Here is a 22,345-nt window from a genome sequence, read left to right as displayed (position 1 = left end):
GGAAGTAGCTCAGCTTGGTAGAGTACTTGGTTTGGGACCAAGGTGTCGCAGGTTCGAATCCTGTCTTCCCGATGTTACAAATCAAAGAGTGCTCATTGGGCATTCTTTTTTGATTTTACTGTTCAAAAAATTTAAGCTCTTTGTCAACTTTAGTGGGTAGATGAAAAGCTAAGACCTAGAGAGGACGAACTTCGTTCTCTCTTTCTTTATCTCTTTCTAGTTTTTAGGAGATAAGCTGAAAAGGGCTCTCCCCAGCCCTTTTCACTGTTCAAAGCAATCAAAATGCGTTTTTTAAAGTTCTCATCTTCCTGAAACCAAAGGCATTTCTCTTAATGACTTTGATGAGATTATTGGTAGCTTCCAGTTTGGCGTTGGAATAGGGCAATTCTAGGGCATTCAAAACCTTGTCTTTATCCTTTAGAAATGTCTTAAATACCGTCTGGAAAACAGGTTTAACAGTGACTATTTCCTGTTCGATGAGGTCAAAGAAATGGTCTGAGTTCTTCTCTTGGACATGGAATAAGAGCAATTGATAGAGTTCATAGTGTTGTCGTAGTACCTCTGAAAAAGACAGGAGTTTTTCCAGTATTTCCTTGTTAGTCAAATGCATTCGAAACATAGGGCGATAAAATCGTTTATCATTGATTTTCCGGCTATCTTATTGTATCAATTTCCAGTAGCGTTTTAAGGCTCGGTATTCGTGCGATTTTCTGTCGAATTGATTCATAATTTGAATACGAACACGGTTCATAGCACGGCTAAGTTGTTGAACAATATGAAAGCGATCAAGGACGATTTTGGCATGCGGGAGTGAAATAGTCTGGGAGACTATTTCAGCCTGAGCTTGGAAATTAGCAAAGCGAAGGGGTTAGCCAGCTGATAACACGTGCTAAACATGTCCATAGTGATGATTTTAACGCTATTCCAGACAGATTAGAAATCGCGTAAAAGTCATTTTCGCCCACCTACAACTGTTGACAAAGAGCCTTTTTAATATGAACTTTCTCTAATGGTCAATGTCGTTCTGAGTTTGATTTTTCGTGGGTGGTGGGCGGTTGGATTTGCAATGATGCGGTCCAAGAGTTGCATAGCTTCAAGGCCCATTTCCTCCGTGAAAACGCTGATAGAGGAGAGTGCCGGATAGACTTGACGAGTGATGGCGGTGTCGTTGAAAGTGATGATTTGAACACGATCAGGAACCTCAATTTGCCGTTCTTGTAGGGCTCGCAAAGCACCGACAGCCAGCGTATCGTTGGCCATGAAGAAGGCTGGTGGCAGGTCGTCGCCCAATTCTTGTATTGCACGGGTCATCAGTTCGTAGCCTGACTGGGTGGAAAATTTCCCGATATAGCAGTAATTTTCTTTGTAGATGCCCAAGGTGGACAGATAGTCATGATAGCTGAGCAAGCGGGGGTCGGCAGGCAGGTCTTGTCCGTCGGAGGTCTTTTCCTGCCCGACTAGCAGTCCGATGTCAGCGATACCTTGACTGCGAAAATGATTGATGACGGTTTGAACCGAGTGGTTAAAATCAGTGGTTACACAGGAGAACCCTTCGGTCAGAGTATCACTGTCCACAAAGACCAGATGAGGAGACAAGCTGGTCAGCTCTGCTATTTGCCTAGAAGAAAATTTGCCCACTGCGATGATGCCGTTAACCTCGGCCAGGAGCGGATTGCTCAGGTCGTTGAAGGAGAGGATGAGCTGATAGCCCAGTCGGCTAGCCTCGCGCTCGATGCTGACGCGGATAGAGTAATAGTAGAGGTCGGCTAATTCCTCGCTTTCTGTGTACCATTGGACAAGTCCGATGGTGCCTTTTTGTTGGGGCGCCTGCTTTTTCAAATGTTTGGTATAGCCCATTTCTTGAGCCAAGTCTAGGATGCGTTCGCGAGTTTCTGGACTGACGGATAGGCTGTTATCTCCATTGAGAACTCTGGAAATAGTGGCGGATGAGAGCTGTGCTCTAACTGCAATTTCTTTGATAGTGACCATGGCTTTCCCCTTTCTTTTTCTTTGATTATAGCACAATAGAAAAGATTAGTAAAATTTTAGTAAATTCTTGACAAGGTCTTTTTTTAGATATAAAATAAAAGAAATCGATTACAATTCAAGGAGGTTCTTATGAACAAGGAACAAATCACACAAGCCTTTCAGGATGTATTTGGTCAAGAAGCGGACGCGGCATTCTTCTCGCCAGGTCGAATTAACCTGATTGGTGAACACACGGACTACAACGGCGGTCATGTTTTCCCAGCTGCCATTACTTTGGGGACCTATGGTGCAGCCCGCAAGCGTGATGACCAAGTCCTGCGCTTTTACTCTGCCAATTTTGAGGAATTGGGTATTATTGAGGTGGATTTGGGCAATTTAGTCTATGACAAGGCCCATAACTGGACCAACTACGCCAAGGGCGTACTTAAGTTCTTGCAGGAGGCTGGACATACGATTGACTCGGGTATGGACGTCTATATCTATGGCAATATTCCAAATGGGTCTGGCCTGTCCTCATCAGCCTCTTTGGAACTGCTGATTGGGATTATTGCAGAGGAGCTATACAAGTTAGACTTGACTCGCCTTGATTTGGTTAAAATCGGAAAATTGACGGAAAATCAGTTCATCGGGGTTAATTCAGGAATCATGGACCAATTTGCTATCGGTATGGGTGCGGACAATAAGGCGATTTACCTAGATACCAATACGTTGGAATATGACTTGGTGCCGCTGGATTTGGGCGACCATGTCATTGTTATCATGAATACCAATAAGCGCCGTGAATTGGCAGATTCTAAGTACAATGAGCGCCGTGCGGAATGTGAAAAAGCGGTGGAAGAGCTCAATTCTGTCCTCTCTATCGAGACCTTGGGTGAGTTGGACGAATGGACTTTTGACGAATATGCTTACTTGATTAAGGACGAAAACCGTCTCAAACGGGCGCGCCATGCCGTTCTGGAAAATCAACGGACCTTGCAGGCTCGGGCAGCGCTTGAAGCTGGTGATTTGGCAAAATTCGGTCGTCTGGTCAATGCCTCACATGTGTCCTTGGAGCATGATTATGAAGTGACCGGTCTGGAATTGGATACGTTGGCCCACACCGCTTGGCAACAAGAGGGCGTTCTCGGGGCGAGGATGACGGGAGCAGGATTTGGTGGCTGTGGCATTGCCATTGTCCACAAGGATAAGGTAGAGGCCTTTAAGGAAAATGTTGGCAAGACCTACACAGAAGTGGTCGGCTATGCACCTAGCTTTTATGTGGCAGAAATTGCTGGCGGTTCAACCGTTTTGTAAGATGTGAAATGATGAAGGAGAGACGATGGCAAATCTGGTAGATACATTTGTGGAGCAAGCGATTGTTCATAGTGACTTTGAGGAGATGGACCGTCTCTATCTGCGCAATCGGGTTTTGGCTTTGGTTGGCGAGCAGGTCTTGGACATTGAGACGGAGCTGACGGATATGATTGCCCTCAAAGATGCCTTGTTGGCATCGGCTCTTGAGGCTGGTCAAGTTGGGGAACTCTTGGAGGAGCAGGACATGGTTGGGGCTAGTCTGATGGACTTGGTGACACCGGCTCCTAGTCAGGTCAACCGTCAATTTTGGGCGACCTATGAAAATAGTCCGGAGCAGGCTATTGCGGCTTTCTATGACCTCAGCAAGCGCAATGATTATATCAAGCTAGCAGCTGTTGCCAAAAATATCTATTACCAAGTACCGACAGATTATGGCAATCTGGAAATCACCATCAACTTGTCCAAACCAGAGAAGGATCCGAAAGCCATTGCGGCGGCCAAATTAGCAGAAGCAAGTAATTATCCTAAATGCCTGCTCTGTATGGAAAATGAGGGCTATCAGGGGCGGATCAATCATCCTGCTCGTGCGAATCACCGGATTATTCGTCTTCAGTTGGGGCAGGAGAACTGGGGCTTTCAGTATTCGCCCTATGCTTATTTTAATGAGCATGCCATTTTCCTCAATGCTGAGCATGTGCCAATGGCCATTACGCCACAGACCTTTGAGCAACTCTTGGATTTGATTGACCTTTTGCCGGGTTATTTTGTCGGTTCCAATTCGGATTTGCCGATTTCTGGTGGCTCTATCTTGACCCACAATCACTATCAGGGTGGTCGGCACACCTTCCCTATGGATGAGGCTCCGATTGAGCAGGAGCTGACGTTTAAAGGCTTTGAAGGTGTACAGGCTGGACTGGTCAAGTGGCCCATGTCGGTCATCCGTTTGACTTCCAGCGATCGGACGGCGCTGCTTGGTTTGGCGGCTAAGATTTTGGAAAAATGGCGGAGCTATTCAGATGACTTGGTTGGAATTAAGGCTGAGACGAATGGAGTACCGCATCATACCATTACACCGATTGCCCGCAAGCGTGACGGTCGTTATGAGCTGGACTTGGTCCTCCGCGACAATCAGACCTCGGAGGAATTCCCAGATGGTATCTACCATCCTCATCCAGATGTTCAGCATATCAAGAAAGAAAATATCGGCTTGATTGAAGTCATGGGCTTGGCCATCTTGCCACCGCGCCTTAAGGCGGAGTTGGCCGAGGTGGAGAAATTCCTGCTGGGGCAGGACAGTCAAGTGGCAGCCTATCACCAAGACTGGGCAGACCGCTTGAAGACCGCTCACAGCTCAATTACCGCTGAAAATGTCCAAGAGATTGTCCGCACGTCGGTGGGACAAATCTTTGCCCGTGTACTTGAAGATGCCGGCGTCTACAAACGCACACCAGAAGGCCAAGCTGCCTTTAGAAGATTTGTCGAGTTTGTGGGGGTTGTATAATAACTTTCGAAGGGTAGGCAGACGCCTGCTCTTTTTGTTATAATAGTAAAAGTTATCAAAGGAGTAGATATGAAAAATTCAAAAATTGGGACTTTCATTACGCTTGTGGCAGGTATTGCTTGGGGTTTGTCGGGAGTCAGTGGGCAATATTTGATGACGCGTGGGGTGACGGTTGAGATGATTACGACCCTGCGTTTGGTGATTTCGGGCGTGGTTCTGCTGGGCGTGGCCTATTTGACCAGTAGGGACCAGTTGATGGCTGTTTTGAAAAATAAAAAGGCCCTGCTTGGGATTTTCCTCTTTGCCATGCTGGGCTTGGTGCTCAATCAAATCGCTTATCTACAAGCCATTTACTATACAAATGCCGGTACGGCAACGGTTTTGCAATACCTCTGTCCTATTTTGGTCTTGGGTTATACCTGTCTGCGGGACCGACAAAAGCCGACAGCGGTTGAATTGATGTCGATTGCTTTTGCTGTAGTAGGTACATTTCTGATTGCGACACATGGGCAATTGGACAAGCTGGCGGTGACACCGGTTGGTCTGGCATGGGGGATTTTCTCAGCCTTCACTTACGCCCTCTATATCATCCTGCCTAGTCGCTATATTCACCAATATGGAAGTATGGTGGTCATTGGGATTGGCATGCTGATGGGTGGTTTGGTGGCAGTTTTTGCCTTTAGGACCTGGGGCCAGAGCCTTCCCGTGGACGGTGGTAGTCTCTTGGGCATGTTGGGAATTGTTGGTGTTGGTACCATTTTTGCCTATACGGCCTTTCTCAAGGGCGTCAGCATGGTCGGTCCGGTCAAGGGCAGTCTGTTGGCTTCGATTGAGCCGGTCGCATCGGTCTTTTTTGCCGTTTGGCTAGTTAATGAGCAATTTTATCCCATTGATTTTTTGGGGATGGTGCTGATTTTGGTGGCTGTTCTACTTATTTCCCTGAAAGATTTAGTGATTTCACGAAAGAGTATTGGTTAAGATGCTCTTTTTTGTTATACTAAAAGAAAAGGCTTACAAAGGAGAAGATATGCTTAGAGAATTTTGTTCGGAGAACCATATTGACGTAGCGCGTGCCCTTTCTTTAGGGGCGCAACGAGTGGAGTTGTGCGATAATTTGGCAGTCGGTGGAACGACACCTAGCTATGCGGTGATTGATTACGTTTGTCAACTGGCCCATGAAAATGATGCGACGGTCATGACCATGATTCGCCCCCGTGGCGGGAATTTCTGTTATGATGAGGTGGAAGTGGACATGATGGTAGAAGATTGTAAGGTGGCCAAGAAACTGGGTTCGGACGGTCTGGTTTATGGTCTGTTGACCGAGGAAAATTGGCTGGACGAGGTCGCTTTGGAGAAATTATTGGCCGTGTCTGAAGGGTACGAAGTTGTTTTTCACATGGCCTTTGACCAAATACCACGCAGGAGACAATTTGAGGCCATTGATTGGCTGGCAGAACACGGTGTGACGCGGATTTTAACGCGGGGTAATCTGTCTGGTTGTGCTTTGGAAAACATTGACTGGCTAAACGAGATTGTGACTTATGCCAAGGGAAAAATTCAAATCCTTATTGGTGGTGGATTGACGGTGAATAACGTTCCAGAATTGGTCAACAAGCTACCGATTGACCAAGTCCATGGAACAAAATTGTTTTGGTAAGAAAACTTTAAGTTTTCTTTAAGGAGGCTTCAGTATACTCTATTTATTCTTTTTCATATAATCTCCTGAAGGCGCTCGGCATTTGTCGGGTGTTTTCTTTCTTTTTTATATTTTATCGGGGATGGAGCGAGAACTATGAGCATTGAACTATCTGTAGATTGGAGACAAAGAATGCTGTTACTATTGAGTTAGTTTGAAAGGGGTGACTGACTTCAGATAAGCTGATTGAAATGTTATGAGAGTCAGGGGTTATTCGTTCTGGCTCTCCAAATCCTATACAAGCCTCAGAATATTTGTTATACTAAGAATAGAAAGAACATTTGGAGGTTTCTATGAAGAGGGTAAAATATCTTGGTCTGCTCTTGGGGGCTATGACATTTCTAGCTGCTTGTCAGCCAGCAGATTTGCAGTCCACTACTACTGAGACAGAAACGTCTACTCAAACTTCTGCTCCAACGGAATCAGAAGAGATATCGGTTGGTTCAAGTGAGCAAGAGGCGGGGTCTTCTGCTCAGCAAGGTTTTTCCTTACCAGTAATTTATCAGGACGTCATCGGAAATTACCAAGCTAGTCTTGCCCAACCAGAAGCTATCAATCCCGAACAGGTCAGCACCCAATTAGTCTTGGTTCATCAGCCGGAAATCTATGCTGGCGCTTTCTATAGCCTGTATGATTTTAACCAAGATGGGGTTGAAGATCTGATTATTGCTCTGAAAAAATCAGATAGTTATGTGCTGATTGACCTCTATACTCTGTATGGTGGAGGGGACCTCTTACGCCTGGTTGACAGTTTCCGTCATATCGGTCCTGAAATAGGTGAGGAGGCCATTCTCCGTCCCCTACAAGATGGTAGCTATCTTTATGAGGTTGCTGGTCAATCCAAGCTCTATCAATATGACGAACATATTCCGGGATTGGGTCCTGTTCCTGAGATAGAAGCAGAATCACCAGTTTTTGATCTGAACAGTTTGACCTGGATTCAGATAGAAGCACAATAGTGAAAGGCTTGAGTTGATGCTCAGGCCTTTGGTTTTCTATCCATGTTGGGAAGATTGATTTTGTATTTGATGACTAGCAGTCGGATAATCAAAGAGATGACAAATATAGTAATAAAGGTAGGAATTTGAGGTAGTTGCCAATTGACCACACAGATATGGTAAATCATACCGGAAAATAGGGCCAAGACAGCATAAACGTCCTCTCGAAGGACAATAGGGGTCTCATTGACCAATAAGTCTCGGACAATGCCACCACCAACTCCAGTCAGGGTCGCAAGAATACCTGTTGTCACAGCATTTAGCTGTAACTCTATGCCAGTGTTGGCCCCGATTAGGGCGAAAATCGCCAGACCTATCGCGTCGAAGATGAGGTTGGTTTGGGCAAGGAGAATCAGGGCCCGCTTGTCAAGAGGTGTATCCTGTCGGATATGAATGGCGCAGAGATAGAGTAGAATGGCCACGACAACGGATAAGTAGATGGCTGAAGGGTCCGTCAGAGCAGTTGGAATACGATTGGCCATGATATCTCGAATAATACCACCTCCCACAGCTGTCATCAGACTGAGGAGAGAAATCCCAAATATATCTAGTTTTTTTCTGAAACCTTTAACGGCACCTGAAACAGCAAAAGCGATTGTCCCTATGTAGTTACAAATGATAAGAAATAGCTCAAAATCCATACCTACCTCCACCTCTAGTTTACCATAGAAACAATTGGAAGTTCAAGAGAAAAAAAGTTTGTGATAAAAAGAACTTTATCAGGTGTGTCCTTGTCGATATTTTTGTGAAAAAGTGAACGAAATCAAGGTTTTCAGAAAGTTTACAAGAAAATAGAAAACGGTTCAAAAATTTGCCATTTGTGAAAAAAAGGTCTATCATAGTAAGGAAAGAGAAAAAACCTTTGGAGGAAATTATGGTATCTATTTCAAAAGAGCAACATTTGGATATGTTCTTGAAAATGCAGCAAATTCGTGATGTTGACATGAAGTTGAACAAATTAGTGCGTCGTGGCTTTGTACAAGGTATGACTCACTTCTCAGTTGGTGAAGAAGCAGCAGCGGTTGGTCCGATTGCTAGCTTGACAGACCAAGATATTATCTTCTCTCACCACCGTGGTCACGGTCACGTTATTGCAAAAGGTATTGATATCAACGGTATGATGGCAGAGCTTGCTGGTAAGGCAACTGGTACATCTAAAGGCCGAGGTGGTTCCATGCACTTGGCCAACGTTGAAAAAGGGAACTTCGGTTCTAACGGTATCGTAGGTGGTGGTTATGCCCTGGCTGTTGGTGCGGCTTTGACCCAACAATACCTTGGTACAGATAATATCGTTATCGCCTTCTCAGGTGACTCAGCGACTAACGAAGGTTCTTTCCATGAGTCAATGAACTTGGCAGCTGTTTGGAATTTGCCAGTTATCTTCTTTATCACAAACAACCGCTACGGTATCTCAACTGATATTTCTTACTCCACCAAGATTCCTCACCTTTACCTTCGTGCAGCGGCTTACGGTATGCCAGGTCACTATATCGAAGATGGTAACGATGTGGTTGCTGTTTACGAGAAAATGCAAGAAGTTATCGAATATGTTCGTGCAGGTAACGGTCCAGCCATGGTTGAGGTTGAATCTTATCGTTGGTTTGGTCACTCAACAGCCGATGCTGGTGTTTACCGTACAAAAGAAGAAGTTAACGAGTGGAAAGCAAAAGATCCGCTTAAGAAATACCGCAAGTATTTGACTGAAAACAAAATTGCTACCGACGAAGAATTGGATGCAATCGAAGCACAAGTTGCAGAGCAAGTAGAAGCAGCTGTGAAATTCGCACAAGAAAGCCCAGATCCAGATATTTCAATTGCATACGAAGACGTTTTTGTGGACTAGTCTACAGTCTAGATTGAAGAAAAATTTTTTATAAGTAGGAGAAATTGTAAAAATGGCTGAAACAAAAGTAATGGCCTTGCGTGAAGCGATTAACTTGGCTCAAAGCGAAGAAATGCGTAAGGATGAAAAAGTATTCTTGATGGGTGAAGACGTCGGTATCTACGGCGGTGACTTCGGTACATCTGTTGGTATGTTGGATGAATTTGGTCCAAAACGCGTTCGCGACACGCCTATCTCTGAGGCAGCAATTGCTGGTTCTGCAGTTGGTGCGGCTCAAACTGGTCTTCGTCCAATCGTTGACTTGACCTTCATGGACTTCGTAACCATTGCCCTTGATGCGATTGTTAACCAAGCTGCTAAAACAAACTACATGTTTGGTGGTGGTTTGAAGACACCTGTAACTTTCCGTGTGGCTTCAGGTTCAGGTATCGGTTCTGCTGCCCAGCACTCACAATCTCTTGAAGCTTGGTTGACGCACATCCCAGGTATCAAGGTTGTCGCACCTGGTACAGCTAACGATGCAAAAGGTCTTTTGAAATCATCTATCCTTGATAACAACCCAGTTATCTTCTTGGAGCCAAAAGCTCTTTACGGTAAAAAAGAAGAAGTGAATTTGGACCCAGATTTCTACATTCCACTTGGTAAAGGTGAAATCAAACGTGAGGGTACTGATGTAACCATTATTTCATACGGTCGTATGTTGGAACGTGCCTTGAAAGCGGCTGAAGAAGTAGCTGCAGAAGGCATCAGCGTAGAAGTGGTTGACCCACGTACCCTTATCCCATTGGATAAAGAATTGATCATCGAATCTGTGAAGAAAACTGGTAAGGTTATCTTGGTCAACGATGCTTATAAAACAGGTGGTTTCATCGGTGAAATCGCATCGATCATCACAGAAAGCGAAGCCTTTGACTACTTGGATGCACCAATCATCCGTATCGCTTCAGACGATGTACCAGTTCCTTACGCAAACATTCTTGAAAATGCTGTATTGCCAAACGTAGAGAAAATCAAAGCGGCAATCTACAAACAAGTTAACAAGGGTTAAGAGAAAATCTTGTTATAAACAAGAATGAAACGTAAGAAACTGAAAGAAAGGAATTGAACCCGGCCGGAGAGTTGGGGAATCAGGAATTTTTAGGAATTTCTCATTTCCAGTCACTCTCTGTTGGGCCCTGGTATCTTAAATATGGCAATTGAAATTATTATGCCTAAGCTCGGTGTGGACATGCAAGAAGGTGAAATCATCGAGTGGAAAAAACAGGAAGGCGATTTCGTCAATGAAGGCGACGTCATCTTGGAAATGATGTCTGATAAAACCAGCATGGAATTGGAAGCTGAAGAGTCAGGCGTTCTCTTGAAAATTGTGCATGGAAATGGTGCGACAGTTCCGGTAACGGAAGTCATTGCCTATCTCGGCGCAGAAGGTGAAACAGTGGAAGCGGCTGGTAGCTCTGCTCCAGCGGTTGAGCCAGCAGCAGCTATCGAAGAAGTTCCTGCTAGCCGTACACCGGTTATTGTAACTCCAGTAGTGGCTGCGAAACCGCAAGGTGGTGGTAAAGTTCGTGCAACTCCAGCAGCTCGTAAATTGGCGCGTGATTTGGGTATCGACCTTGGTTTAGTACCTGGTACGGGTGCCAATGGTCGTGTCCACAAGTCTGACGTTGAAGACTTCAAAGGTGCGGCTCCTAAGGCTACTCCACTTGCAGCTCGTATTGCAGCTGACCTGGGTGTTGATTTGACAACTGTGACAGGAACAGGTGTCAACGGTAAAATCAAGAAAGAAGACGTTCTTGCCCTTGTTGCACCAGCTCCAGCGGTTGAAGCAGCAGCTAGTCCTAAAGCAGAAGAAAAATCAGTCAAAGAATTGCCAGAAGGCGTTGAAATCATCAAGATGAGTCCAATGCGTAAGGCTATTTCGAAAGGTATGGTTAACTCTCACTTGACTGCACCAACCTTCACGCTGAACTACGACATTGACATGACCAACCTCATGGCACTTCGTAAGCAGGTTCTTGAACCAATCATGAACAAGACAGGTCTTAAAGTAACCTTCACAGACTTGATCGGTCTTGCAGTTGTTCGTACGCTTATGAAAGAAGAACACCGTTACATGAATGCGTCTCTCATCAACGATGCGCAAGAAATCGAATTGCACAAGTTCGTTAACCTTGGTATCGCTGTTGGTTTGGATGAAGGTCTGATTGTACCAGTTGTTCACGGCGCAGATAAGATGAGCTTGTCTGAATTCGTGGTTGCATCCAAAGATGTCATCAAGAAAGCGCAATCTGGTAAGTTGAAGGGTGCTGAAATGTCTGGTTCGACATTCTCTATCACAAACTTGGGTATGTTTGGAACTAAGACCTTTAACCCAATCATCAACCAACCAAACTCTGCTATCCTTGGTGTGGCGTCAACGGTTCAAACACCGGTTGTCATCGACGGTGAAATCAAAATCCGTCCAATCATGGCACTCTGCTTGACCATTGACCACCGTATTGTTGATGGTATGAACGGCGCGAAATTCATGGTTGACCTCAAGAACTTGTTGGAAAACCCGCTTGAATTGTTGATCTAAGATAAGATCTCCATTGGTTTAAACTAGAGAATTAGATTTCTGATTAGAAAACAAAGAAAGGATGTAGAACGGGTTCGTGACATTTGAACACGAACTAAATGCTCGGAATTTAGATAGTCCGCCTTGGATGTGAACATCCTGCTTTGGACTCCTAAAATTCAGTCGCATTTGGACGTTCTTTGTATCATAATTATGGCAATTGAAATTATTATGCCGAAACTCGGTGTGGACATGCAAGAAGGTGAAATCATCGAGTGGAAAAAAGCTGAAGGTGATTTCGTCAATGAAGGCGATGTGATTTTGGAAATGATGTCTGATAAGACTAGCATGGAGCTAGAAGCTGAAGATTCAGGTGTTCTTTTGAAAATCGTTCATGGTAACGGTGCGACTGTTCCTGTAACAGAAGTTATCGCTTACCTTGGTGCAGAAGGTGAAACAGTTGAAGCAGGTAGCGGTGCTGCTCCAGCAGCGGCTGAAGTTGCTCAAGCAACTGCTGATTTGAAAGCAGCTGGTTTGGAAGTTCCTGCAGCACCTGCTGCAGCTGCTCCACAAGCTCCTAAGGCAGAATTGGCTGCGGATGAGTACGACATGGTCGTAGTCGGTGGTGGTCCTGCTGGTTACTACGCGGCTATCCGTGGTGCTCAATTGGGCGGTAAAATCGCTATCGTTGAGAAGTCTGAATTTGGTGGTACTTGCTTGAACAAGGGTTGTATCCCAACTAAGACTTACCTCAAAAATGCTGAAATCCTTGACGGCTTGAAAATCGCTGCTGAGCGTGGTATCAACTTGGCATCAACCAACTATACCGTTGATATGGATAAGACAGTTGATTTCAAGAACAAGGTTGTGAAGACTTTGACTGGTGGTGTAGCGGGTCTCTTGAAAGCCAACAAGGTTGAAATCTTCAACGGTCTTGGTCAAGTAAACCCAGATAAGACAGTTGTTATCGGCGAGAAAGTCATCAAAGGTCGCTCTGTTGTGTTGGCTACTGGTTCAAAAGTTTCTCGCATCAATATCCCAGGTATTGATTCTAAATTGGTATTGACATCGGATGATATCCTTGACCTTCGTGAAATTCCTAAGTCACTCACTGTTATGGGTGGTGGCGTAGTCGGCGTTGAACTTGGTTTGGTTTACGCATCATACGGTACTGAAGTAACGGTTGTTGAAATGGCAGACCGTATCATCCCAGGTATGGACCGTGAAGTGTCTGTTGAATTGCAAAAAGTCCTTTCTAAGAAAGGTATGAAATTCTTGACCTCAGTTGGTGTATCTGAAATCGTTGAAGCCAACAACCAGTTGACCATCAAGTTGAACGACGGCTCAGAAATCGTTTCTGAAAAAGCTCTTCTTTCTATCGGTCGTGTACCACAATTGGCTGGTCTTGAAAATCTTAACCTTGAACTAGACCGCGGTCGTATCAAGGTTAACGAATACCAAGAAACATCTATCCCAGGTATCTACGCACCAGGTGATGTCAACGGTACGAAGATGCTTGCTCACGCTGCTTACCGTATGGGTGAAGTGGCTGCTGAAAATGCTATCCTTGGTAACCACCACAAAGCTCATTTGGACTTCACTCCAGCTGCGGTCTACACACACCCAGAAATCGCTATGGTTGGTTTGACAGAAGACCAAGCAATTGAGAAATATGGTAAAGACAACATCCTTGTTGGTCGCAACAGCTTTACTGGTAACGGTCGTGCCATTGCATCTAACGAAGCACATGGTTTCGTAAAAGTTATTGCTGATAAGAAATACCATGAAGTGCTTGGTGTTCATATCATCGGTCCAGTTGCTGCAGAAATGATCAATGAAGCAGCGACTATCATGGAATCTGAGTTGACAGTTGACGACGTGGCAGCATCTATCCACGGTCACCCAACCTTCTCAGAAGTTATGTACGAAGCCTTCCTTGATGTTCTTGGCGTGGCAATCCACAACCCACCAAAACGTAAATAATCATCACACAGGATTGGACCTTGTCCAGTCCTTTTTTGTGTAGAGTTGAAAATATGAATATCCGAATATTTTAAAAAAATTCTGAAAAAAAGATTGACATATAGAAATAATAGTGTAAAATAAAAGCAATCAGAAGAAGTAGACTTCAGGTTTGTTTCCAGAAAACTGGCGGTTGTTGCGAGCCAGTAGCAGACGAAGTTGAAATGGGCTGATGGAAAATAAGAGAAGGTAAACAATATCCTTCCGGTTGGTACCCCTTACCGTGCGGCTCCTTGTTGGAGGAGCTTGAGATGACAAGGGCTTTTTGGCTACTCTTGTCAATGGAGGTGGCACCGCGCTAGCTATGATTAGACGCCCTCGCACAGATTTTTTCTGTGCGAGGTTTTTTGTGTTCGCGAGAGGAGTTCTATATGAAAACAAGTTTATCGGCAGATATTTTAACCCCGATTTTAGCCTATATGCGCCTAGAGGGGCAGCACAAGATGATTTTGGAGTCTATTCCCAGAGACAAGGAAAATGCTCGTTTTTCCATTGTGGCTTATAACCCGGTTTATGAGATTAAATTTGAAAATGGCATCTTGACGCGGAATGGCGAAGTTATTGATGCCGACCCACTGGATTATCTACAGGAATTGACGGGTAAACATCCAGTAGCGGATGCCGGTCCCTTTAGCGGTGGCGCCATTGGTTTCCTTGGTTATGACATGATTAGCCTCTATGAAAACATTGGCGATATTCCGGTTGATCCGATTGGCACGCCAGATATGCACTTTTTCATCTATGAGTCCTATTTGGTCTTTGACCATAAAAAAGAGACCATTTCCATACATGAGGACAATATCTACAGCGGTCGAAATGAACAGGAAATGGCTAGCGCTTTGGAGCAAGTCTTGCAGTCGCTCAAGCAGGCGCATCCGGCTGAATTTGCACCGCATGACCTTCATTCCTTGTCTTTCCGCAACCACCTGGAAAAAGAAGAATTTGAGGGAATGGTGACAAAAGCCAAGGAGCTCATTCGTCAGGGGGATATGTTCCAATGTGTTCTTAGTCAGCGGTTCTCGGCACCAATTTCTGGCAAGCCACTGGATTATTACCGGAATTTGCGGGTGACCAATCCTTCAAATTACCTCTACTTTTATGATTTTGGGGACTATCAGATTATCGGAGCTAGCCCAGAAAGTTTGGTTTCTGTCAAGGATGGTCTGGTGACGACCAATCCCATTGCGGGGACACGTCCGCGTGGTCTGGATGAAGAGGCAGATAAGGCATTGGCGGCGGATTTGTTAGCTGATCAGAAAGAGGTGGCGGAGCACCGGATGTTGGTTGATTTGGGGCGAAATGATTTGGGGCGGATTGCTCAAATCGGCAGTGTTCGAGTGACCAAGTACATGGAGGTGGAGCTCTTTCGCTATGTCATGCACTTAACCAGTATTGTCAAAGGGCAGCTATTACCAGAACTCAGTCCACTGGACGCTCTCAAATCGACCTTGCCAGCAGGTACGGTATCGGGCGCACCGAAAATTCGTGCCATGCAACGGATTTACCAACTGGAAAAGGAAAAGCGCGGTGTTTATGCAGGTGCCATCGGTTATCTATCTGCCTCTGGTGATATGGATTTTGCCATTGCCATTCGGACTATGATTATAAAAAATCAGATGGCCTATGTTCAAGCGGGCGCAGGAATTGTCTACGACAGCATTCCGGGAAATGAATACCAAGAGACGGTCAACAAGGCCAAGGCCATGACTAGAATAGGAGATTTGCCATGATTCTCATTATTGATAACTACGATTCCTTTACCTATAATTTGGCCCAATATGTGGGAGCTTTTACAGAGATTAAGGTCTTGCGAAATGATGACCAGCAACTCTTTGTAGAGGCCGAAAAGGCAGATGGTCTGGTCTTTTCTCCAGGACCGGGTTGGCCAGCAGACGCGGGTAAAATGGAAGAGATGATTGCAGCCTTTGCTGGGAAGAAACCGATTTTGGGGATATGTCTAGGTCATCAGGCTATTGCAGAGGTTTTTGGCGGTCAGCTTGGTCTGGCGCGACAGGTCATGCATGGCAAGCAGAGCCAGATGAACTTGGAGGTATTGTCGCCCTTGTTTGCAGGTTTGGAAAAGGAAGTGACCATCATGCGCTACCATTCCATTGTCGTGACGGAGATGCCAAAGGATTTTCAGGTAACGGCGCGCACGCTAGACGATGGGGAAATTATGGCCATCCAGCATGTGACTTTACCCATTTATGGTCTGCAATATCATCCAGAAAGTATCGGTACGCCAGATGGGCTCAAGATGATTGAAGCGTTTGTGAAAGAGGTAATCAGATGAAAGCAATTTACGAAAAAATAGCAGCCAGACAGGATTTACAGCAGTCAGAAGTGGAAGGGGTCTTTGCTCAAATACTAGAGGGGAAATTGTCGGAAAGTCAGATTGCAGCGCTCTTGCTGGGATTTAAGACCAAGGGGGAAACGGTCGAGGAGATTACAGGTGTGGTCAAATCGCTCAAGGCCCACGCCATTCAGCTGCCAGAGACCGTTACCGATGCCATGTGCAATTGTGGTACAGGAGGGGACCAATCTTATAGCTTTAACGTATCAACAACAGCAGGATTTATCCTAGCGGCGGGCGGTGTCCGTCTGGCCAAGGGCGGTAACCGTTCCGTATCCTCCAAGTCTGGTTCGGCAGACGTTCTGGAAGAATTAGGCATCAACATCGCAGCTAGTCCAGAAAATTTGGCTCGTGCCTTGTCAGAAGTCGGATTGGCCTTCGTCTTTGCCCAATCCATGCACCCAGCCATGCGCTATATCGGTCCGGCTCGTAAGGCTTTGGGTATCCCGACCATTATGAATATTGTAGGTCCGTTGGCCAATCCGTTATCTCTGGATACCCAATTGATGGGCGTTTTCCGTGGCGATTTGCACTTGGAATTGGCTCAGGTCATGAAAAGTCTGGGCCTGCGTCGAGGTGTGATTGTGACTGGTCCTGATAATATGGACGAGGCGGCCTTGTATGGCACTAATCATTACACGCTCTTGTCCGATGGGCAGATTAGCCAAGGCAGTTTTTCCTACAAGGATTTGGGTATGCAACGCGTGGAGCCAGCTGATATTCGCGGGGGCGATGCCAAGGAGAATGCAAACATTCTCGTTTCCGTCTTGCGCAACCAAGCCAGTCCCTATCTGGAAACAACGGTGCTCAATGCTGGTTTGGGCTTTTTTGCCAATGGTAAGGTAGACAGTATCAAGGATGGCATTACCCTAGCCCGTCAATTGCTGGCGGATGGTTCAGCCCTTGCCAAATTAGAGGCACTCAGAGAGGTACAGGTATGACAAAAGCATTTTTACCAACCATTTTAGAGCAGAAAGAAAAAGAAGTGGCTAGACTTGTTTTGGAGGAAGTTCAGCCGCTTCGCCAGACCTATTCTTTCTACGACTATGTCAAGGAGCATTCGGAGTGCCTACAGATTATTGCCGAGATCAAAAAAGCCAGCCCTAGTTTGGGCGCCATTAATCTGGATGTTGATATTCTAGCTCAGGCGCGGACCTATCAAGAGGCGGGTGCGGCCATGATTTCGGTCTTGACGGATGAGGTTTTCTTCAAAGGCAAGATTGACTATCTCCGTCAGATTTCAGAGGCGGTGTCTATTCCAACCTTGGCCAAGGATTTTATCATTGATGAAAAGCAGATTGTTCGTGCACGAAATGCTGGGGCTACGGTGATTTTATTGATTGTTGCGGCTTTACCGGAAAAACGTTTGCAGGAACTCTATGATTTTGCCAGCAAACTGGGCTTGGAAGTCTTGGTGGAAATCCATAACTTGGTAGAATTAGAGATTGCTCATCGCATCGGTGCCAAGATTATCGGGGTGAACAACCGCAATTTGACGACTTTTGAAACGGATTTACAAACCAGTTTGGACCTGAACAAGCATTTTCAAGACCAAGCCGTCTATGTATCTGAATCGGCTATTTTCAGTGGGGCAGATGCGGCTTTACTGGCACCTCATTTTCAAGCCATTTTGGTGGGGACTGCCCTCATGCAGGCGGAGGATGTTCAGCAGAAGGTAAAGGAGTTGGCCATTGACAAAGGTTAAAATCTGTGGCTTATCCACTGAAGAGGCTGTGCGAGCGGCTGTCGAGGGCGGTGCGGATTATCTGGGCTTTGTCTTTGCTCCCAGCAGGCGGCAGGTCAGCCTAGAAAGAGCGCATCAATTGGCGACGCTCATCCCGGAAAGGATGCAAATCGTTGGTGTCTTTGTCAGTCCGACCCCGACAGAATTGCAGTTGGCCATTGGTCAAGTGCCTTTGGATATTGTGCAAATTCACGGCGATTGGGATGAAAGCTATGTTCAGCAAGTCCCTGTTCCTGTTATTAGGGCCATTCAGTTGGATAAGGCTGACGATATCAGTGAGACACAGGCGGCTTATCTGCTTTTCGATGCGCCTATAGCGGGCTCAGGGCAGACATTTGACTGGGAATTATTGACCGGCAAGCAATTCAGACAGCCGATTTTCATCGCAGGTGGCTTGACCGTAGACAATGTTGCCACGGCACAAGACTTGTTTTCACCCTATGCTGTAGACGTTTCGTCTGGAGTAGAGACGGATGGACACAAGGACCCTGTCAAAATTAAAGCATTTATAGAAAGAGTGAAAAAATGACCTATCAACAACCCAATAAAGATGGCTTTTTTGGCCAATATGGCGGCCGTTTCGTGCCGGAAACCTTGATGACAGCTGTTTTGGAGCTAGAAGAAACCTACCGTTCAGCCAAGGAGGACCCTGCTTTTCAAGCGGAATTTGACCACTTGCTCCGCCAGTATGTGGGCAGAGAAAATCCCCTCTATTTCGCCAAACGTTTAACTGATTATTGTGGTGGGGCCAAGATTTACCTCAAACGAGAAGATCTCAACCACACGGGTGCCCACAAGATTAACAATTCTTTGGGGCAGGTACTCTTGGCCAAACGCATGGGCAAGAAGAAAATTATTGCTGAAACGGGTGCAGGTCAGCACGGTGTAGCAACTGCGACAGCAGCAGCCCTCTTTGATATGGAGTGTACCATTTACATGGGCGAGGAAGATGTCAAACGTCAGGCGCTCAATGTCTTTCGGATGGAGTTGCTGGGTGCTAAGGTGCATGCGGTGACTGATGGCTCGCGTGTGCTAAAAGATGCGGTCAATGCCGCTCTGCGCGCTTGGGTGGCTCAAGTTGAAGATACCCATTATGTCATGGGCTCCGTGTTGGGGCCAGCGCCCTTTCCAGAAATCGTCCGGGACTTCCAAAGCGTGATTGGACGCGAGGCCAAGCAGCAATTTTCAGATCTTTCTGGTGGACAATTGCCCGATGCCCTCTTGGCCTGTATCGGTGGTGGCTCTAATGCCATGGGGCTCTTTTACCCCTTTGTCGATGACGAGTCCGTTGCCATGTATGGCGTAGAGGCGGCTGGGCTGGGTCTGGACACAGAGCATCATGCGGCGACTTTTGCAAAAGGGAAACCGGGAGTTTTACACGGCGCGCTTATGGACGTCTTACAGGATGAAAATGGGCAAATCATGGAGGCATTCTCCATTTCTGCCGGCTTGGATTACCCGGGAATTGGGCCGGAGCACAGCTATTTCAATGCTATCGAACGGGCGACCTACGTGTCTGTCACTGATGAAGAGGCCTTGGAAGGATTCCAACTCTTGTCGCGCTTGGAAGGGATTATTCCAGCCTTGGAATCTAGCCATGCCATCGCCTACCTGCCACGCTTAGCAAAGGAATTGGGACCAGACAAATCCATCATCGTCTGCCTATCAGGTCGCGGTGACAAGGACGTTGCCCAAGTCAAGGAACGCTTAGCTGCCCATAGAAAGGACCAAGAACAATGACAAAAATACTAGAAAAACACTTGCGGAATATTAAGGAAAATGGCAAGGGCATTTTCCTTCCCTACATCATGGCCGGTGACCATGAAAAGGGTTTAGATGGACTATTTGAAACCATTGATTTTCTGGAGCAGGCAGGCGTTTCAGCTATTGAAATCGGTGTTCCTTTCTCGGACCCTGTTGCGGACGGTCCAGTGATTGAGGAGGCGGGGCAACGCAGTTTGGCCAAGGGTGTCCATCTGTCGGACATTATCAAGCAGTTGCAAGGGCAAGCCAGTCAGGTGCCATTCATCTTGATGACTTATTTTAATCCTGTCTTTCAATATGGCTTGGACCAGTTTTTCCGCGATTTGGAGACGACTTCTGTCAAAGGCTTGATTATTCCTGACCTACCTTACGAACATGAGGATATCCTGCGTCCCTATCTGGAAAAGAGTGATTTCTGCCTCATTCGCTTAGTTAGTTTGACAACAGGGACTGACCGGCAGCAAGAATTGGTGCAGGATGCGGAAGGGTTTGTTTACGCCGTTGCCATCAATGGCGTGACCGGCAAGAGCAACCAGTACCGTGAGGACTTGGATGGTCACCTGAAACGCTTAAGGGCTTTGTCTCCTATCCCAGTATTAACAGGATTTGGCGTTTCCAGCCAAGAGGATATTCTCCGATTTAACCGCGTATCGGACGGCGTGATTATGGGCTCGAAAATCGTCAAAGGTCTGCATGAGGGCGAAATAGAAGAAATTCGTCAACTCGTGGTATTTGGCTGTCGGGTGGAGAAATAGAATGAAGTCTGGAAGAATCAAGGACTCATGCCGTTGACCAATAAAATGCTCAGAAAGGATGCGACCTAGTCGGTCCTTTTTTGATGGGATGCGGAAATGATCGTTCCCCTTGTTATTCGCTTTTTTTGCGAAAAAATGCTATAATTATCTGATTATATTTTTTGGAGAAATTAGTGAGTTTAGAGAATTACATGCCAGATTTTGCCTTGGAAAAGGCTTATGATGTGACGGTGGACAGTTTGAAAAAGCATGGGATTAAGGTGGTGTTTGTCGATTTAGATAATACCTTGATTGCTTGGAATAATCCTGACGGAACGCCTGAGATGCGCCAGTGGTTGCATGATTTGCGGGACGCAGGTATTCCAGTTGTCGTCGTGTCCAATAACAAATATGAGAGGGTCAAGCGCGCGGTCGAGAAATTCGAGATTGACTTTGAATCTTATGCGCTCAAGCCCTTCACTATCGGCATTAACCGCGCTCTCAAACGCTTTGATGTCAAGCCTAGCGAGGTCATTATGATTGGTGACCAGCTGATGACAGATATTCGGGCGGCCAAGCGGGCAGGACTCAAGTCGGCACTGGTCAAACCGCTGATTAAGACAGATTCGATTAACACACAGATTAACCGTTGGCGTGAGCGACGGACTATGAAAAAAATCATTGCCAAGTATGGACCAATAGACTACAAGAGGGAGATGTAAGTGGAAGAATTATTTTGTATCGGTTGTGGTGCTCAAATTCAGACGACAGATAAAGAGATTGCCGGATTTACTCCCCAATCTGCCCTCGAAAAAGGTCTGGAAACAGGGCAACTCTACTGCCAGCGGTGTTTCCGTTTGCGCCATTACAATGAGATTTCAGATGTCAATATCTCAGACGATGATTTCTTGAAACTCCTCCATAGTGTAGGAGAAAGCGATGCCTTGGTAGTGAATGTCATTGATATTTTTGATTTCAATGGGTCAGTCATTCCTGGTTTGCCTCGTTTTATTTCTGGAAATGACGTGCTTTTGGTCGGCAACAAGCAGGATATTTTACCCAAGTCAGTCAAGCCAGGTAAGGTTACTCAGTGGTTGACCGAGCGGGCGCATGAAATCGGCATGCGACCAGTTGATGTGGTCTTGACTTCGGCCCAAAACAAGCAGGCTATCAAGGACTTGATTGAAAAAATTGAACAACACCGCAAGGGTCGGGATGTCTATGTGGTCGGCGTGACCAACGTCGGCAAGTCAACGCTCATCAATGCCATTATCCAAGAAATCACAGGGGACAAGGATGTCATTACCACCTCACGTTTTCCAGGGACAACTTTAGATAAGATTGAGATTCCTCTGGATGATGGTTCTTTCATTTATGATACGCCTGGGATTATCCATCGTCACCAGATGGCTCATTACTTGACGGCTAAAAACCTCAAGTACATCAGCCCTCGCAAGGAAATCAAGCCAAAGACCTACCAGCTCAATCCAGAACAAACCTTGTTCTTGGCTGGTCTGGGACGATTTGACTTTGTGGCTGGTGAACGCCAAGGTTTCACAGCGTTTTTTGACAATGAACTTCAACTCCATCGGACCAAGTTACAAGGTGCTAGTAATTTTTACCAGAAACATGCGGGCTCACTTTTAGTGCCGCCAACCAGCAAGGAATTGAAAGAATTTCCTGAATTGGTCCGCCATGAATTTACCATCAACGAGAAGACGGATGTGGTCTTCTCAGGACTTGGTTGGATTCGTGTCAATGAAAAGGCCAAGATTGCTGCCTGGGCTCCAAAGGGTGTTGATGTGGTGATTCGCAAGGCTATTATTTAATGAAGTCTAAATGGGGTCACTT

20 protein-coding genes, 1 tRNA gene and 1 pseudogene are annotated in these 22,345 nt (G+C 46.0%); 19 read left to right on the top strand and 3 right to left on the bottom strand.

Annotated elements, in window-relative coordinates; all coding sequences use genetic code 11:
- A tRNA-Pro gene (locus ACHBID_RS09300) sits at window positions 1-72 on the top strand.
- A gap of 96 nt (window positions 73-168) precedes the next feature.
- Here the strand turns inward: ACHBID_RS09300 and ACHBID_RS09295 are convergent.
- Window positions 169-930: pseudogene (locus tag ACHBID_RS09295) on the bottom strand (transposase); the annotation flags it as partial.
- A gap of 60 nt (window positions 931-990) precedes the next feature.
- The gene (locus tag ACHBID_RS09290) at window positions 991-1,989 is read right to left on the bottom strand and encodes a LacI family DNA-binding transcriptional regulator (RefSeq protein WP_105111452.1); all 999 of its coding nucleotides are present in this window, start codon (window positions 1,987-1,989) and stop codon (window positions 991-993) included.
- A 129-nt stretch (window positions 1,990-2,118) separates the two neighbouring features.
- Here ACHBID_RS09290 and ACHBID_RS09285 point away from each other — a divergent pair, with 129 nt between their 5' ends.
- The 5 genes from ACHBID_RS09285 (at window position 2,119) to ACHBID_RS09265 (ending at window position 7,438) form a co-directional block, all read left to right on the top strand.
- Window positions 2,119-3,282: a galactokinase gene (locus ACHBID_RS09285; RefSeq protein ID WP_105160106.1), complete on the top strand. Its 1,164-nt coding sequence runs from the start codon at window positions 2,119-2,121 to the stop codon at window positions 3,280-3,282.
- Window positions 3,283-3,307: 25 nt separating this feature from the next.
- Window positions 3,308-4,783 carry a UDP-glucose--hexose-1-phosphate uridylyltransferase gene (gene galT / locus ACHBID_RS09280; protein ID WP_394732198.1) on the top strand — a complete coding sequence of 492 codons (1,476 nt, stop codon included), beginning with the start codon at window positions 3,308-3,310 and terminating at the stop codon, window positions 4,781-4,783.
- Between the two features lie 69 nt (window positions 4,784-4,852).
- A complete protein-coding gene (locus ACHBID_RS09275; protein WP_394732197.1) occupies window positions 4,853-5,761 on the top strand; it encodes a DMT family transporter in 909 nt (302 codons plus the stop codon).
- 49 nt (window positions 5,762-5,810) lie between these two features.
- Window positions 5,811-6,440 carry a copper homeostasis protein CutC gene (locus tag ACHBID_RS09270; RefSeq protein WP_172059881.1) on the top strand — a complete coding sequence of 210 codons (630 nt, stop codon included), beginning with the start codon at window positions 5,811-5,813 and terminating at the stop codon, window positions 6,438-6,440.
- Between the two features lie 332 nt (window positions 6,441-6,772).
- Entirely contained in the window at window positions 6,773-7,438 is a 666-nt protein-coding gene (locus ACHBID_RS09265; protein ID WP_105111448.1) for a colicin lysis protein, read from the top strand.
- 20 nt (window positions 7,439-7,458) lie between these two features.
- Here the strand turns inward: ACHBID_RS09265 and ACHBID_RS09260 are convergent, their stop codons facing one another.
- Window positions 7,459-8,118, bottom strand: a complete 660-nt coding sequence (locus ACHBID_RS09260; RefSeq protein ID WP_105123388.1) for a trimeric intracellular cation channel family protein — start codon at window positions 8,116-8,118, stop codon at window positions 7,459-7,461.
- A gap of 233 nt (window positions 8,119-8,351) precedes the next feature.
- Between ACHBID_RS09260 and ACHBID_RS09255 the strand changes: the two genes are divergently transcribed.
- The 13 genes from ACHBID_RS09255 to yqeH all read left to right on the top strand — a co-directional run bounded on the left by ACHBID_RS09255 (window position 8,352) and on the right by yqeH (window position 22,323).
- Entirely contained in the window at window positions 8,352-9,320 is a 969-nt protein-coding gene (locus tag ACHBID_RS09255; RefSeq protein WP_105111446.1) for a thiamine pyrophosphate-dependent dehydrogenase E1 component subunit alpha, read from the top strand.
- 52 nt (window positions 9,321-9,372) lie between these two features.
- Window positions 9,373-10,368, top strand: coding sequence for an alpha-ketoacid dehydrogenase subunit beta (locus ACHBID_RS09250; protein WP_014638601.1), 996 nt, complete (start codon window positions 9,373-9,375; stop codon window positions 10,366-10,368).
- A 141-nt stretch (window positions 10,369-10,509) separates the two neighbouring features.
- On the top strand, window positions 10,510-11,898 hold the full coding sequence (locus ACHBID_RS09245) for a dihydrolipoamide acetyltransferase (protein ID WP_394732196.1): 1,389 nt from the start codon (window positions 10,510-10,512) through the stop codon (window positions 11,896-11,898).
- A gap of 192 nt (window positions 11,899-12,090) precedes the next feature.
- Window positions 12,091-13,860, top strand: coding sequence for a dihydrolipoyl dehydrogenase (lpdA, locus tag ACHBID_RS09240; protein ID WP_394732195.1), 1,770 nt, complete (start codon window positions 12,091-12,093; stop codon window positions 13,858-13,860).
- Between the two features lie 410 nt (window positions 13,861-14,270).
- Window positions 14,271-15,629, top strand: coding sequence for an anthranilate synthase component I (gene trpE, locus ACHBID_RS09235; protein WP_394732194.1), 1,359 nt, complete (start codon window positions 14,271-14,273; stop codon window positions 15,627-15,629).
- The gene (locus tag ACHBID_RS09230) at window positions 15,626-16,192 is read left to right on the top strand and encodes an aminodeoxychorismate/anthranilate synthase component II (RefSeq protein ID WP_394732193.1); all 567 of its coding nucleotides are present in this window, start codon (window positions 15,626-15,628) and stop codon (window positions 16,190-16,192) included. The genes trpE and ACHBID_RS09230 overlap by 4 nt, the downstream gene beginning before the upstream one ends.
- Window positions 16,189-17,193: an anthranilate phosphoribosyltransferase gene (gene trpD / locus ACHBID_RS09225; protein WP_394732192.1), complete on the top strand. Its 1,005-nt coding sequence runs from the start codon at window positions 16,189-16,191 to the stop codon at window positions 17,191-17,193. Before ACHBID_RS09230 ends, trpD begins: the two co-directional genes overlap by 4 nt.
- On the top strand, window positions 17,190-17,957 hold the full coding sequence (trpC, locus tag ACHBID_RS09220) for an indole-3-glycerol phosphate synthase TrpC (protein WP_105123394.1): 768 nt from the start codon (window positions 17,190-17,192) through the stop codon (window positions 17,955-17,957). Before trpD ends, trpC begins: the two co-directional genes overlap by 4 nt.
- Complete coding sequence (locus ACHBID_RS09215; RefSeq protein WP_105137294.1) at window positions 17,944-18,525, top strand: phosphoribosylanthranilate isomerase; 582 nt, start codon at window positions 17,944-17,946, stop codon at window positions 18,523-18,525. Before trpC ends, ACHBID_RS09215 begins: the two co-directional genes overlap by 14 nt.
- Complete coding sequence (trpB, locus tag ACHBID_RS09210) at window positions 18,522-19,736, top strand: tryptophan synthase subunit beta (RefSeq protein WP_105160100.1); 1,215 nt, start codon at window positions 18,522-18,524, stop codon at window positions 19,734-19,736. Before ACHBID_RS09215 ends, trpB begins: the two co-directional genes overlap by 4 nt.
- Window positions 19,733-20,515 carry a tryptophan synthase subunit alpha gene (gene trpA, locus ACHBID_RS09205; RefSeq protein WP_105160099.1) on the top strand — a complete coding sequence of 261 codons (783 nt, stop codon included), beginning with the start codon at window positions 19,733-19,735 and terminating at the stop codon, window positions 20,513-20,515. Before trpB ends, trpA begins: the two co-directional genes overlap by 4 nt.
- Window positions 20,516-20,688: 173 nt before the next feature.
- Window positions 20,689-21,216 carry a YqeG family HAD IIIA-type phosphatase gene (locus tag ACHBID_RS09200; protein ID WP_105160098.1) on the top strand — a complete coding sequence of 176 codons (528 nt, stop codon included), beginning with the start codon at window positions 20,689-20,691 and terminating at the stop codon, window positions 21,214-21,216.
- Window positions 21,217-22,323: a ribosome biogenesis GTPase YqeH gene (yqeH, locus tag ACHBID_RS09195; RefSeq protein ID WP_105160097.1), complete on the top strand. Its 1,107-nt coding sequence runs from the start codon at window positions 21,217-21,219 to the stop codon at window positions 22,321-22,323.
- The last annotated feature ends 22 nt before the right edge of the window (window positions 22,324-22,345 follow it).

This window comes from Streptococcus sp. A25 (assembly GCF_043674095.1).
GTDB lineage: Bacteria > Bacillota > Bacilli > Lactobacillales > Streptococcaceae > Streptococcus > Streptococcus suis_V.
The sequence above is the reverse complement of the archived record's forward strand: the minus strand, read 5'-3'. Positions and strand labels throughout refer to the sequence as shown.